Source organism: Lentisphaerota bacterium (assembly GCA_016873675.1).
Lineage (GTDB): Bacteria > Verrucomicrobiota > Kiritimatiellia > RFP12 > JAAYNR01 > VGWG01.
Genome location: VGWG01000003.1, coordinates 13,715 through 27,633, shown reverse-complemented (window position 1 = coordinate 27,633; position 13,919 = coordinate 13,715). Strand labels below are relative to the sequence as shown.

The following is a 13,919-nucleotide window of genomic DNA, read 5'->3' as shown; positions in this document are numbered from 1 at the left end:
ATGTGGCCGCCCTGACTCACCGGTCATGGGCCAGCGCGCCGGTGGGGCAGGCTTCAACGCAGGCGGCGGCGACTTGGCTCAATCCCTTCTCCAATGACTCATGGAAGGGAACCCCGATCCGCACGGTAAAGCCTCGGCCAATGAAGGTTAGGCCCAGCGGTTCCCGGGCGGCGTTGGCGATGCGCACGCAGATGCCGCAGGCGATGCATTTTCCCGGTTCGTAGACGGTGTTGCCGTGTCGCACGATCTCGACCGGACGCCGATGGGCCGGTTTCCAGCCGCGCGGATTCACCCCGTAGTCGTCGGCATAGCGGCGCAATTGGCAGGCCTCGGGTTTGCGGCAATCGCAGTGGAGGCACCGCGCCGCCTCTCCGGGTGCCTCGTCCGTTGAGTAGCCGCCCGTCGCGTGATCCGCAGGCTCCGTGCGTGGCCCCGGCGCAGTTCCGGTCATGAAAGCCGCGAGCTCGTCCGGCGTCAGGGCAGCGCTGAGCCGGTGATTGTAGCGGTGCCGCGTTCCGACGACCGCCTCGCCGCGCAGCATCTGGCCGACCGCGAGGGCGGCGGCCTGTCCCTGCGCAACCGCCCGCACGGCCAGTCGGCCAGGCACCACCGCGTTGCCGCACGCAAAGATCACGGGGTCGCCGGTGCGGTGGGTTCTCCAGTTTGCTGTGATCCCGTGCGGACCACTTTCGAGTCCGAGGGGGTCCAGGAGGCTGGATGCGCTGGCACCCCACGCCAGAATGATTGCGTCAAAACGCTGTTTGAGGTCGTGAAGCGAGCAGGTGACGCCGATCTCCACGCCGGTCTCAAAGGTCATGCCGAGGCGGGCGATTTGCGCGATTTCGGCGTTGAGCACGGCCGACGGCAGTGTGTCACTCAGCTCCGGCGCGCGCAAGCCTCCGCCGGGCCTGTCGCCTTTTTCAAACACGGTGCATGCGTGTCCGTCGCGCGCGAGCGCGCAGGCGGCGGAGAGCCCGGCCGGGCCGGCGCCGACCACGGCCACCCGGAAGCCGCTCGATTCCAGGCGCTCGGGAAGATACGGGTCCGGCGAGGCGAGGTCGGCGTCGGCCACGAAACGCTTGAGCCTGCAGATTGCGACCGGCGCGTCGTGCGTGCCGCGGCGGCACGCCTTTTCGCAGGGCGCCGGGCAGATCCGTCCCAGCGCTGCGGGGAGCGCGATGTGCCGCTTGACGACGCGAATCGCCTCGCGCAAATCGCCGTCGCGGATCGCGCGCAGCATGGCGGGGATGTTCATACCCGCCGCACAGGCGCGCGCGCAGGGGCCTTCGCAATCGCCGAGATGATCCCCCAGCAGCAGTTCCAGAGCCGTGCGGCGCGCCTCCAGTACCGTCCCGCTGGCGGTCGCGATGTCCATGCCGTCCTGAACCGGGGTGGAGCACGCGGGATGCAGGCAACCCGTCCGGACGTCCTCGACCACGCAGAGCATGCAGGAGGTGACGTGCTCCAGGCCATCGCGAAAGCAGAGCGTTGGGATGGCGATGCCGAGCCTGCGGGCCGCGACCAGCAGGGTTGTTCCAGCAGGCACGTCCACCGGGCGCCGGTCAATGTTTAGCGTAACCATGTTTCACAATCCTGTTTCCGGACATCACCACGACGGCCCCGGCCGGGCAGGCCGTCCTGCAGCCGTCGCAGCGCACGCATGTTTCGGGGTTGATCGCGTGCCGTTCATACGGGGTCGGCGGGATGGCGCCGACCGGACACTGTTGCGCGCAGCGGGTGCAGCCGATGCAGTCGTCGGTGATCTGGTAGGAGATCAGTGCCTTGCATTGGCCCGCCGGGCATACGCCTCCGGCGTGCGCCTCGTATTCTTCCCGAAAATAGCGCAGCGTGGTGAGCACCGGGTTAGGCGCGGACTTTCCCAGACCGCAGAGGCTGCCGCGTTTGACCACGGACGCCAAACGCTCGAGCTCATCGAGATCGGAGGGTTTGCCCGTGCCGCCGCACAGCCGTTCGAGTATGTCCAGCATGCGGGTGGTGCCGATCCTGCAGAAGGTGCATTTCCCGCACGACTCATGCTGGGTGAAGGCGAGAAAGAAGCGGGCGATCTCCACCATGCAATCTGCGTCATCGAGCGCCACCAGCCCGCCCGAGCCCATCATGGCGCCCGCCTCGACCAGCGCCTCGTAGTCGATGGGCGTATCGGCAAGCCGTTCGGGAATACATCCGCCGGAAGGCCCGCCAATCTGCACCGCCTTCAGGCGGCGCCCGTCGGCGATGCCGCCGCCGATGTCGTCGATCACCCGGCGGATCGTCATCCCCATGGGTACTTCGATCAGGCCTCCCCGCCGCACCTTGCCGGCCAGCGCAAATACCTTGGTGCCTCTGCTGCGCGCGGAGCCGATGGCGGCGAATGCGGCGGGCCCGTGGCGCAGGATCCACGAAATCAGGGCGAAGGTCTCGGTGTTGTTCACCAGCGTGGGGCGGCCGTGCAGACCGCATTGAGACGGATAGGGCGGCCGCATGCGGGGCATGCCGCGCTTGCCCTCAATCGAGGCGATAAGTGCGGTCTCTTCGCCGCAGACGAACGCGCCTGCCCCCGTCATGATCGTGAGTTCGAATGAAAAGTCGCTGCCGAGGATGTGGGGTCCCAGCCAGCCGGCGGCGCGGCAGGCGTCGAGTGCCGCGCTGACGCGCCGGATCGCCAGCGGATATTCGGCGCGGATGTAGAGCACGCCCTGTGTCGCTCCGACTGCGTATCCGGCGATCAGCATCCCCTCGATTATGCGGTAGGGAAACGATTCGAGTAGCATGCGGTCCATGAACGCGCCCGGGTCGCCCTCGTCGCCATTGCAGACCACATACTTGACGTCGTTCACCTCGCGCGCGACCTCGCCCCATTTGCGGCCGGTCGGATAGCCGCCGCCACCCCGGCCGCGCAGGCCGCTGTCGGCGATCTGGCGCACCACGTCCTCAGGGCGCAGCCGCAGCGCCGCTTGGAATCCTTCGAACCCGTGCGCGCCGCAATAATCGGAGAGACTGAGCGGATCGAGCTGGCCGCAGCCCTCGGTGGCGATCGGCACTTGAGGGTCGAGATAGGGCGCGATCTGGGGGTCGCGCGCGTCCATGCCAGCGCAATGCGCGCCCGTCCAAGCCGCGTCGGTGTAGAGCTGTTCGACCCAGTGTCCGGCGGCGTGACGGAGACGGGTCCAGCGGCTGGGCGGGGGAAAATGCGCGGTTAAGATCGCGGGGATATCTTCCGGCTTCACCCGCGTGTACAGGCGCGACGGGCGCCCGTGCGCCGCCACTTCGATCACCGGCTCCTCGTAGCAGAGGCCGAGACAGCCGACCCGCTGAATGCGCACGGGGAGGCGCAGCGCCGACACGCGGTCATGTAGCGCGGCTTCGATCTCCGAAGCGCCGCTGGCCACGCAACAGGAGCCCATGCCGACGCGGATGTCGCCGACTGACGGACCTGGCGACGGATCGGAGGAGGCGCCGCGCGAGTCCTGTCCGCCTCCCCGGTTGAGAAAATCCTGCAGGATGTTGCCCACGGTCTCGGGAGTCGCGTAGCCATAGATCACGCTGTCCACCTGCACCACAGGGGCCAGCGTGCAGCAACCGAGGCAATTGACCTCGCGCAGGGTGAAGCGGCGGTCGGCGTCGGTGTCGGCACCATCGGCGAGCTTCAAATGGCGACGCAGCGCCGCCAGAATGCCACTGGCACCCTTGACGTGGCAGGCCGTTCCCACGCAGACGCTGACTGTGTGCCTGCCTGCGGGCGTGTGTCGAAACTGCGTGTAGAAGGTCGAGACGCCGACGATGGCGGCCGGCGTGATTTCGGAATGGTCGCAGACGTAGCGCAGGGCCGCCTCGGGCAGATAGCGATACCGCGCCTGAATCCCCTGCAGCACAGCAATGACCGCCGCGCTGTTGCGTCCGGTTTCGTCGAGGATTCGGTCGAGATCTTCGGCGCGGACCGGATCAGCCAGTTGGATATTCGGGGTGCTCACAGGCAGTTGCCTTCGCGGGGTTTCATTTCGGTCCGATGCAGAACAGGTGTTTGACGCCCCGGATATAGAGGCGGCGACCGACGGCGGCCGGGGTGCAGACACTGGCTTCTCCGAGGTCCGGTTCAGCGATCAATTCAAAGGTTTCGGCGGCCTTGAAGATGCGCGTCCGACCATCGGCGGTGATCCAGTAGATGCGGCCTGCGGCGAGGATTGGCGAGCCGTAGCCGCCCGTGTCAAACTCGTGGCGCCAGATCCGCGAACCATCCGCCGCAGCGATGCAGGAAAACGTCCCGTCGCTCGTGGGCATGAAGAGGTGGTTGCCGTCGGCGACGGGGCTTCCGGCGTCGGGCAAATCCAGATCGGTGGACGACCAGATCACGTCGCCCGAGGCGACGTCGAGCGCGACGGCCTGGGCGTACCGGTTGGCGGCGAACACGCGGCCGTTCGCATAGGCGGGAGACGCGCCGATCTCGTTGCTAAGCACATCCTGCATCCAGAGTTCAGCCCCTGTCAGGGCGTCATAGGCGGCCACCATCGGCGCCGCCGAGAGGATCAGCCGCAGGCGTCCGTCCGCGTCCGTGAGGATGGGCGACGCCCAGGAGATCGCGCCCTCCCGCGACTGTTCCCAGCGGTCCTGTCCAGTCTCCACATCCAGCGCCTTGACCGATGAGCCGCCGGTATGGTCGAATTGGACGAAGACCAGATTGCGCAGAATCAGCAGGGATGAGGCGTGTCCGTAGGGATTGCCGGGCGTGCCCAGATGGCGCGCCCAGAGGCGGCGGCCCTCGGCGTCGAGGCCAAGGATGACGCCCGTGCCGAAGATCGCAATCACCCGCCGGCCGTCAGTGGCCAGCGACGGCGCGGCATAACCGGTGTCCGAGGTGACCTCTGGCGGCGTGGCGGGTGCTCCGGGGACGCCCTCGGTGTCGGCCGTCCACAACCGAACGCCGGTGTCGGCGTCGTACCCGTACACTTCGCGCGTCTGTTCATCGGCGCCAGCCAGGTAAACGCGGTTGCCCCACACCACGGGCGAGTTGAATCCGCCCCGCGGCACCTCCGTTTTCCAGAGTACGCCGGTGCCGGTTGCGCCGTCCCAGGCGATGGGGGGATCGGCCTCGCGAGCGATGCCCAGGCCGCCGGGTCCGCGGAAGAAGGGCCACTCGCCAGCGCCTGCGAGCGGTTCGATCAGGGTTTCAGGAGCGAGGGGGGGATTCGTCGCGGGAGAGTGTCCCGGCTGCGGTGCCGTCGGCATGGGATTGGGTGTCCGTGACTGTCCACCGATCCGGAGGTGTAGCCCCCAGGCCGCCAGCAGGATCAGCGCCCCGCTAATCGCGATGACCCGCCGGGCGCGCGCGGCGGACCGCCAAAAGCGATTATCCCTGCCGGAAGCGGGTTGCGGGGTGGGGGTGGGGCGGCGTCCCGATGCCATGAGCTGTAATGACAACAGGAACACGACACCCGCAACGCCCAGCAGGCTGGCGCCGGTCTCAAGCTGCCATTGTCGCACGAAGAACGCCCGGCGGGCCAGCCAGTCCAATTCGCGCACCTGTTGCCGGAGCTCGGCATTCTCCCCATCCCGCTCCAGCTTTTCGGATAACGTCTTCAGCGCGGGCGTATCGAGCGGATCAATGGTATTGAGCAGATACCGGTTCGTCGCCATCAACAGCGAAACGATGATGATGAACACGGCGGAGACCGCCGCCAGCCGGCGGCCGATGACCACGCGCAGCGATTCCGCTGGAGAAAGTGGGGGCGTCATTTCGGCGACTCCTTTCGCTTTCTACCGACCGGGCAATACGCGAAGCAACGGCCGCAACTGAAGCAGCGCGCCCGGTCCGGCTCGTAGTCGGTTCGCGACCGCCAGAGCGCCAGTCCGATCAGTTGAGCCCCAACCGTGAGCGCCAGCAGCGCGCCGAGAAAGACGCCACCCACAGCAAATCGCCTCTGAATCGCGCGCGCCTCGGCGTCGAGCGCCACGGTCGCACGGCCCGATGTGAAGAAGGCCTCCCGCTCCAGGCTCATGGGCTGCGCCGCATCCCGATGAATCTCCAGCGCCAGCGCCACGCGGGGATGCGCCCGCGACAGCAGATTGCCGAAAAAATATCCCGTTGCCGCGGCGGCGACGGCGATGAGCGGTACGGCCGCCAGAATCAGCGCCAGCCGCCGAACGCCCGTCGCGCGCGACTCGGGCGCGGCGGCGGGCAGCGGACTGCGGATGGCGCCGTAGGGACACGCGTCCTCGCAGAGGCGGCATTGCACGCAGGCGTCCGGGGTGATCGTCGTGTGCCGCCGCGAGACGCGGGACAGTAGCCCAAGGATCGCGCCGTACGGACACGCAAACCGGCAGTAGGGGCGGCCGATGAACAGGCTCGCCAGAAGAAACAGCGCGCCCGTGACCGCCAGATGGAACGGCGCGCCCAGCCGGAAGAAGCCCACAAAGGGATCCCATTCGCAAATCAGGAAACCCGCGCCCGTCGCGGCAAACAGCACGGCGACGCTCAGATACCCCCAGGGCAGAAGGCCAAGCGTGTGATTCAGCCAGATGGGCGTCTTGATCGGCCGCCACAACGCCAGTTCCTGGATCGCGCCCAGAGGACAGACCGACGCGCAGAACACGCGGCCGACGAGCAGCGTCGCCAGCAACGGCAGAACAAAAAACGCGATGACCGTCAGCGGAATCGCGCAACTGGCATCGGCCCACCCCAGCGCCAGATTTTGCACGGCGCCGACGGCGCAGACACAGCCGCGTCGCCAGAAGCCGAAATAACCCAGGCTGAAGAGGGTGAGCAGCACCAACCCCCGCCGCGACCGATTCCGGATGGCGAGCCAGCCCGCCAGCGCCAGAGCCGCAGCCAGAACCGCGACGTCCAGCCACTCCAGTAGCGGCCCTCTGGCGCCGGGCAGGAGGAGGTCGGGCGACACATAGTCCGTTTTGAAATCTGGCCGCGGAAAACGATCCGCCGCCCGGAGCGTCAGCGCTGTCACCCAGACGCCCACGCCCATCCACAGAGCTTTAAACGTGCGCATCCGGCGCTCCCTTCACAAGATAGGGTTGGTCGGCTGGCACGCGCCGGAACGCGCCTGCGGGGCAGGCGCGCGCGATGGCGCAGTCGTTGCAGTTCACGCAGCGGTCGTGCCGCACTTGCAGGAAGAGTGAGCCGTTGCCAAACTGGCTGCAGCCTTTCACGCAGACCGCGCAGCCGATGCAGCGCTCCTCGTTGATCGTGTATTCGTAGAACGGATCCTCGACGAACGTGCGTATAAGCGCGCCCGCCGGGCAGAGCTGGTTCTCGGCGGCCGTGTCAATCCGTTGCGCCTGCGGCTGATGGTAGCCGCCGCACAGCTTGCAATAGCCGCAGAGGGCGTAGGCATGAACCGCCTTGACGGCTGACGGCGTCAGCACGCACGCGGTCTCGCATCGGCCGCACTGCACGCACAGGGTGGGATCGATCTGCCAGACGCGCGATGATCGGCTGCTGCGCGATGCAGACAGGCCGGTGGCGGCGCCGACGGCGGCCACGGCCAGTCCCCACAGCCCGTTCTTAATGAACTGTCTGCGGGTGACGCCAGCCGCCAGCGCGTCGGTTTTTTGGGGTGTTGTCATGAGCGGCCCCCCTGTGCCCGGCGCCGGGACAACGCCTGCGGCAGGCCGCAGCGGGAGTAGGCGCGACAGGATGAGCAGATCCCCTGGTTCTCGCAGGATTGTCCGGGCAAAGAAACTTGGCCGCGGAGGAACAGCCGCGAGGCGTAGTACGCGGCGCCGCCCAGCACAGCCAAACGGCCGCAGAATCGGATGAATTCGCGGCGACTTCGGGTCTCGTTGATGGTGGTCATGGCGTTCCCCCCTTATTTCAGCTCAAACACGCGGATCTGCAGGCGGTCGGTGTCACACACCAAAATCCGGTCGTTGGAATCCACGGTCAGGTCCAAGCCTGCGGCGGCGCTGTCGAAGTGGTCCGGGGCGGCGACCACGCCCGTGAAGCCGCCGCGCTTCGCGTACACCTTCACACGGGAGAGCCCCTTCTCGCTGGTCACGACCGAGCCGTCGGCGAGGCGGGCGACATGGGCCGGGTTGCAGCAGCCGGAGAAATTCTCAATTCCCATCCCGGGGCGCTCCGGCCAGACGGCGATTCGCTCGCCGGTAAAGGCGTAGTCCTCCAGCCGGTGTCGGCCGGGATTGACGATCCACAGGGTTTCCCCCTGACCGAGCATGAGGTCGAAGCTGGGGCTCGGCACAATGAAACCGCGCTCCTCCGGGTGACCGTGCCGACCGGTGATCGTGTTCTTGAGAACGCCGTCGGGCGCGTAGCGCAGCACGGTCAGGCTCCGGGCATCTGCCACAAACACATCGTCGTCGGCGGCCGCCAGGGACGTGATGATCGCATCCGATCCGATACCGGCGAAGGTTGCGGTCGGGCGGCCCTCCGCGTCAAAGGCGCGAACGGCAGTGCCGAGTCCGACATACATTCGGCCCTTCGCGTCCACGGCCAGACAGGAGATGTCGCCGTCGAACGTTTGGCTCCGGATGGTTTCTCCCTGTGCTGACAGGACGACCAGATTGCTCCCGCCGCCGGCATAGATCCGGTCGTCGGGACCCACCGCGATCGCGCGCAGAACCGTGAGTCCGGGAGGCACCAGCGGACGGGCCTCACGGTAGAGGATCAGGGCTGGGTCGATCACGGCCAAGGAGGCAATCTGTGCGTCGTAGGCGGATATTTTGGCTTCGATCATCCGGTCACCAGCCCGCGGGACTGTCGCGCAGCCCCGCTTGGCCACGATGCCCGCACACGCCAGTACGCCAGCCAGAAAAAGAAGCGTCGTTCCCTTGTGCATTAGTGCCCTCCGCGCAAATCCACGCACACCATGCGGGTGGAATCGCGCAAGACCAGCAACCCGCCGGCCAGCGCCAGGGGGCCCCAGGCGTCGTGACCGGTCAGAATGTGTTTCCGCCCCAGCTCGTGGTAGCCCTCGGCCGTCGCGCGCAGCATGGTGAGCATTCCGTCATCGGCGAGCACGTAGAGCTTGCCATCGGCGGCGAGGTAGGGGCCGAGGCCGAACCGGCGATCGCGTCCGCTCGTCCAGACGAAGGTTCGCGCGTCATCGGGGCTGACGCAGACGAGCTGATTGCGCAGCGGCCCCGCATCGTTGGGCAGCACCCCGAACAGGTGTCCGTCAATCTGAACGGGGGTTTGCTGCTCCGAGGCGAATCCCTGGTTGGCCTTGAAGGTCTGCAGCGTGGCGACGCGGAACGTCTCGCCCTCGCGCGTCACCTGGAGCATCATGCCGCCGCCGCCGTAGCCCGCCGTGACGAAGATTCGGCCGTCTTCCAGGATGACCGGGGAGGGGGCGATTACCGAGCGGTCCCAGTCCCGTGTAAACCACAGCAGCGTGCCCTCCCGCCCAGCTTCGACGCTGACCCCGACCATCCCGCCCAGCGCGGCATAGACAACCATGCGCTCGCCGCCGATTACCGCAGGCATGATCGAGGCGTGCGACATCTCCAGACCGTCCGGGTTGGGGGTTTTCCAGCGGATCTGCCCCGTCGCGCAATCCACGCCCATCATCAGCGTCTCGGGACCGGCTGGCGCGAGGATGGCCGTGTCGTCAACAATCAGCGGACATTGGCCGGCATGCCACATGGGGACTTTGGAGCCGAACGTCGCGACCAGGTCCAGCCCCCACCGCAGGTCGCCGGTGACGGCATCCACGCACATGACATGGCAGCGGGGGCCGAGCGTCACGACGTGGCGGTCGGTTACGGCCGGGACGGTACGCGAAAAGCCGTGGTTGCGCGGAACCTCCACCGGATACCCCCGCTGCCAGAGTTCACGTCCGTCCGCGAGAGAGAGGCAGCGCAAGAGATCACGCCGCGCGGTCTCGTCATAATCCAGCACATAGACGCGGCCGCGATGGATGGCCGCGCCAGCGTGGCCCTCGCCCAGTTGTACCTGCCACAGGATCGGCGGCTGGTTGGTCTCCCAGCGGTCGGCCAGCGCCACCGGATCGGCGCACCGGTTGTCAGTGCGGGCCCCGCGGAATCCCGGCCACGAACCGGGGAGATCGGCGGCGGTGCCATCGCCAGCCCGGAAGTGATCGCCGATGCGAACCGTGGCCCCGGACGCCGTCGGGCCAGCCTGAACGGGTTCGCCATCCATGCCGGGAACATGCACGACCAGATCGGTCGCCGGATCAAACGCAAGCCAGCCCGCCAGAACGGCCGCGCCGAGCAGCGCGGCCGTGCCGGGAATGAGCCAGGCGATGACGGTATGGTTCATGGCAAATGGGCGCACATTCAGTACAGGCGCAACGCGAAGACGCAGATGATGATAGCGTAAAACCTTCTAGGATTCCAGTGTAATGCGTAAAACCAAGTGCACCGCCGAATCGGATTTTTTGAGGGCTATACAAGTTCGCTGGAACGTGCCATACTTGCAGTATTCGTTTTGGGTGCGGCATGTCGCTGCGCAGACAATAAAGGGCGTATGTTGGAAAATGATGTGTGCCTGTGTCGGCGCAGCTTTGCGCGGGAGGCAAGACCCTCAACCGTCTTAAGGAGTTGCCCTATGAAAGGAAAACAATGAAAATGCGAATAGTCCGACGATATACAACTCCATGTTATCCGACACGTCAATACCTGATGGAGCATCCGGAACTACTGCAATGGATTCCAGAACGCTGGCGGCAGCACCGCCTCGTACTGGGAGTGTTGAGCATGGTCATCCCTCTGATTATATCGAAACCGGCCGTTGCTGGCGACTCTAAGAACGCGGCAGTCGACGCACCTCGCGTCGCGCCACTTTTCATCCACGGAGAAGGCCGGGGTGGCTTCGGATGTGTCGCCGTGAATCCCCCCGTATTCCTCTCTGAAGACGAAGCACGGCAAGTGGTCCAGGATGAGGCCAGAAAGGCGGGGATTGATTTTTCCGCAGACGCGCTCACGCTGAAGGATATGATGGTTCCGGTAACCGATCAATTCGGGTTCTTGGATGAGAGGGACGAAAATACGAAAGAGAGAAAACAGAAGCCGAACGCGCAAAAGCGTGACCTTGTGTTGGACGGGTACGACAAACAGCACGACGTCGCTTACCAGGTCGTAACCCGGAAGGATTTCGCCGACTGGGAAAGGAAGGATCACACGCGCATGTGCTCGGTGTCGAGTTTCGATTTCAAAACCACAGCGCAAGTCCTAACCAATGGATTAACTCACACAAAAGGAAAGACCATTGTGGCCGTGTTCTATGACCCGGCCGCCTCTGCTCCTAATATGGATTATCCAAAGAAAGAGGCAACCGATACTGAACGGCGCTCTTTCTGGGAAGCAAGACAGAAAGCCGCTAAGGACATTGGCGAAAAGGAGCTGCGCGAACAAGTGCAGGATTTTGTGAAATGGCTGAAAGGACAGGGAGTCATCTGATTTGCACGTCACACTCCATCTGACGTCGGAATGCAACTTCCGTTGTCGGTATTGTTACGCGGCACCGCATCTGGGCGGCACCATGACGGCCGATACGGCCCGAGCAGCAGTTGACCTCGCACTGCGGCTCAGCGCGCAACAGTCGCAGGGGCAAAGCTTGGGGATTATATTCTTCGGTGGCGAGCCGTTGTTGCGTCCTGATCTTGTTAGAGAGACGATATGTTACTGTCGGGATATCGAAGCAAGGACCGGCCAGTTGTTCCATTTCAAACTAACGACAAATGGCGCTCTGCTCGACAAGACGTTTCTGACCGATCCCCTGACCGCAGGTGTATTCGTGGCGCTTAGTCATGATGGGGTGCAGGCCGCACACGATGTTCATCGAATCGATGCGTCGGGCAACGGAACCTTTGAAAGACTGCGCCCGGTCATCGACCTTCTGCTCGCACATAAACCGTACGCGCCGGTCATGTTAGTGACGACCCCCGAGACGGTGTCGTGGTACGCTGAATCTGTCCGATTTTTCTTCGCTTGCGGATTCAGGTACCTGATTTGCTCCCTGAACTATGGCACACCATGGTCGCGGCGCGCACTCAAAGAACTTGAACGGCAATACGGCGAATTGGCTGATTGGTATGAGACGCAGACCCTCAGAGAAGAGAAGTTCTATTTCAGTCCATTTGATGTGAAGATTGCCGGACACATCTTTCCGGGAAGTTGTCGGCACGAACGGTGCGAACTTGGGCGTAGGCAGATTTCCATCGCGCCGTCAGGGCGCATCTTCCCTTGTGTTCAGTTTGTGGGCGACGGCGGGGATTCGGAGTGGTGCATCGGAGACGTACGAACCGGTGTGGATGAAGTGCGCCGCCAAAGACTGTATTTGGAAAATACGACGGAGAAAGAAGCATGCCTCCCATGCGCCATACGGGAACGCTGCAATCATTTCTGCGGGTGCCTCAATCGACAGGCAACCGGACTTCTGGGCCAGGTGTCACCGGTCCTTTGTGCACATGAACAGATTACGCTGCGAATCGCAGATCGACAGGCAGAGCGGCTATTTCGACGGAAGTCCCCGATGTTCATCCAGAAGCAGTACAACGAACTATTTCCTCTTATCTCGCTGGCAGAAGATCATGCAATCCTCGCGGCGGGCAGACAAAGGAATTAACACGAAGTCTGATCGGGCGGAACGATAGGGACGGGCCTACCGACTGTCTATCTTGATGATAAGCGGGGTGAAGCGCATTTTTAAGATTCTACTTGATATTTGCGCCGGGGATGGGTTGTCCGTTCCCGCATAAAGGAAGAGACCCCATTGCGTGACGACAAGGGTTTTGAAATCGATCTTATCGTTCAGCACGGGCGCTCATGGATGCCCGTTGAAATCAAATCGTCCATGACATTCAATTCCGATTTCATCAAGCCGATTCGCATCTTCTGCGAGCGGGAGAAAGCCGCCGGGGCCCCTGCGTTGATCTATGCCGGTTAAACTTTGTGTTGCAAAGCGCTTTGCCGTTTGCTAATCTGGTTTCGTCGAAAGGGGAATTGGCATGGCGGACAGGGGTGTACACGAGGCGCTGGCGCAGGTGCGGGAGATGCAGGGGGTCGTGCAGGACCGTCTGCGGTTCCGTGGTTTTTCGTCCCGCGCGCGCATGATCGGCGGATGCGTCGCCCTGATCGGCGCTGCCGTATTGGGGCGTTTCGCGCCGCCGGACGCGCCGCTGGTTCATCTGGCGGGGTGGGCGGCGGTGCTGGTGCTTGCAGGCGGCGTGAATTACGGCGCGCTGCTGCTCTGGATGGGCCGGGCGGGTCGCTGGCAACGGCGGGCCGAATGGGTGCCAGCGCTCGAGTCGCTGCCGCCGCTGGGTGTCGGGGGAGCCCTTTCTATTGCGCTCTGGCGGGTGGACGCCATGGACCTGCTTCCCGGCGTCTGGATGCTCTGCTATGGACTCGTACACCTGGCCTACCGCCGCAATCTGCCGGTGGGTGTGTATCTGGTGGGGTTCTTTTATCTGGTCGCGGGCGCCGTCTGCCTGATGATGCCCGGGCTGCAGTTTACCGACCCCCGCCCCATGGGCCTGGTCTTTGGGGTGGGCGAAGTGGCTGGCGGACTGGCGTTGCGGGGTGGCAACGACGAAAAGGAGGCCGCAGATGACGGATTCCCTGCATGACCCGGCCGGTGCCTTGGAGCGCCTGTTTCACGAGCCGAAGCGCCTCGCGATTTTATCGGCGCTCTGCACGGCCCGCAACGGACTCGCCTTTACGGAACTGCGCGACACCTGCCGCTTGACCGACGGCAATCTCAACCGCCATCTCAAGACACTGGAGGAGGCGGGGATCGTTCGCGTGCAAAAGGCTTTTGTGAATGATAAGCCGCGCACCACGATTGTGCTGACGCGAGGAGGCCTGACGCGCTTTCACCAGTATCTGGAGACACTGGAGTCGGTGTTGCAGGAGGCCCGCCGGGCGGCCCGGCGAGCAAACGCGCCAGCGCGCACGACGCTGGCAGCGCCGGTGCGGGCGTAGCGCGTTGA

General features: G+C 64.7%; 12 protein-coding genes. 4 read left to right on the top strand and 8 right to left on the bottom strand.

Features of this window, described 5'->3' with window-relative positions:
• Window positions 1–16: 16 nt before the first annotated feature.
• From FJ222_00815 to FJ222_00780, 8 genes are read right to left on the bottom strand one after another with little or no spacing between them, the layout of a single operon-like run.
• Window positions 17–1,582 carry an FAD-dependent oxidoreductase gene (locus FJ222_00815; GenBank protein ID MBM4162981.1) on the bottom strand — a complete coding sequence of 522 codons (1,566 nt, stop codon included), beginning with the start codon at window positions 1,580–1,582 and terminating at the stop codon, window positions 17–19.
• Window positions 1,563–3,971, bottom strand: a complete 2,409-nt coding sequence (locus FJ222_00810; GenBank protein ID MBM4162980.1) for a 4Fe-4S dicluster domain-containing protein — start codon at window positions 3,969–3,971, stop codon at window positions 1,563–1,565. Before FJ222_00810 ends, FJ222_00815 begins: the two co-directional genes overlap by 20 nt.
• A gap of 22 nt (window positions 3,972–3,993) precedes the next feature.
• Complete coding sequence (locus FJ222_00805; GenBank protein MBM4162979.1) at window positions 3,994–5,730, bottom strand: hypothetical protein; 1,737 nt, start codon at window positions 5,728–5,730, stop codon at window positions 3,994–3,996.
• Complete coding sequence (locus FJ222_00800; GenBank protein ID MBM4162978.1) at window positions 5,727–6,998, bottom strand: 4Fe-4S binding protein; 1,272 nt, start codon at window positions 6,996–6,998, stop codon at window positions 5,727–5,729. Before FJ222_00800 ends, FJ222_00805 begins: the two co-directional genes overlap by 4 nt.
• Complete coding sequence (locus tag FJ222_00795) at window positions 6,985–7,575, bottom strand: twin-arginine translocation signal domain-containing protein (GenBank protein MBM4162977.1); 591 nt, start codon at window positions 7,573–7,575, stop codon at window positions 6,985–6,987. Before FJ222_00795 ends, FJ222_00800 begins: the two co-directional genes overlap by 14 nt.
• Window positions 7,572–7,805 carry a hypothetical protein gene (locus FJ222_00790; protein ID MBM4162976.1) on the bottom strand — a complete coding sequence of 78 codons (234 nt, stop codon included), beginning with the start codon at window positions 7,803–7,805 and terminating at the stop codon, window positions 7,572–7,574. The genes FJ222_00795 and FJ222_00790 overlap by 4 nt, the downstream gene beginning before the upstream one ends.
• A gap of 12 nt (window positions 7,806–7,817) precedes the next feature.
• Window positions 7,818–8,804: a hypothetical protein gene (locus FJ222_00785; GenBank protein MBM4162975.1), complete on the bottom strand. Its 987-nt coding sequence runs from the start codon at window positions 8,802–8,804 to the stop codon at window positions 7,818–7,820.
• On the bottom strand, window positions 8,804–10,246 hold the full coding sequence (locus FJ222_00780) for a hypothetical protein (GenBank protein MBM4162974.1): 1,443 nt from the start codon (window positions 10,244–10,246) through the stop codon (window positions 8,804–8,806). The genes FJ222_00785 and FJ222_00780 overlap by 1 nt, the downstream gene beginning before the upstream one ends.
• 437 nt (window positions 10,247–10,683) lie before the next feature.
• On the opposite strand from FJ222_00780, the gene FJ222_00775 reads away from it, so the two are divergent.
• The 4 genes from FJ222_00775 to FJ222_00760 all read left to right on the top strand — a co-directional run bounded on the left by FJ222_00775 (window position 10,684) and on the right by FJ222_00760 (window position 13,911).
• Window positions 10,684–11,385 carry a hypothetical protein gene (locus FJ222_00775; protein ID MBM4162973.1) on the top strand — a complete coding sequence of 234 codons (702 nt, stop codon included), beginning with the start codon at window positions 10,684–10,686 and terminating at the stop codon, window positions 11,383–11,385.
• 1 nt (window position 11,386) lies between these two features.
• Window positions 11,387–12,553: a radical SAM protein gene (locus FJ222_00770; GenBank protein MBM4162972.1), complete on the top strand. Its 1,167-nt coding sequence runs from the start codon at window positions 11,387–11,389 to the stop codon at window positions 12,551–12,553.
• Window positions 12,554–12,935: 382 nt separating this feature from the next.
• Window positions 12,936–13,556 (top strand): hypothetical protein, encoded by a 621-nt coding sequence (locus FJ222_00765; GenBank protein ID MBM4162971.1) that lies wholly within the window; start codon window positions 12,936–12,938, stop codon window positions 13,554–13,556.
• Window positions 13,537–13,911: a helix-turn-helix domain-containing protein gene (locus tag FJ222_00760; protein MBM4162970.1), complete on the top strand. Its 375-nt coding sequence runs from the start codon at window positions 13,537–13,539 to the stop codon at window positions 13,909–13,911. The genes FJ222_00765 and FJ222_00760 overlap by 20 nt, the downstream gene beginning before the upstream one ends.
• The last annotated feature ends 8 nt before the right edge of the window (window positions 13,912–13,919 follow it).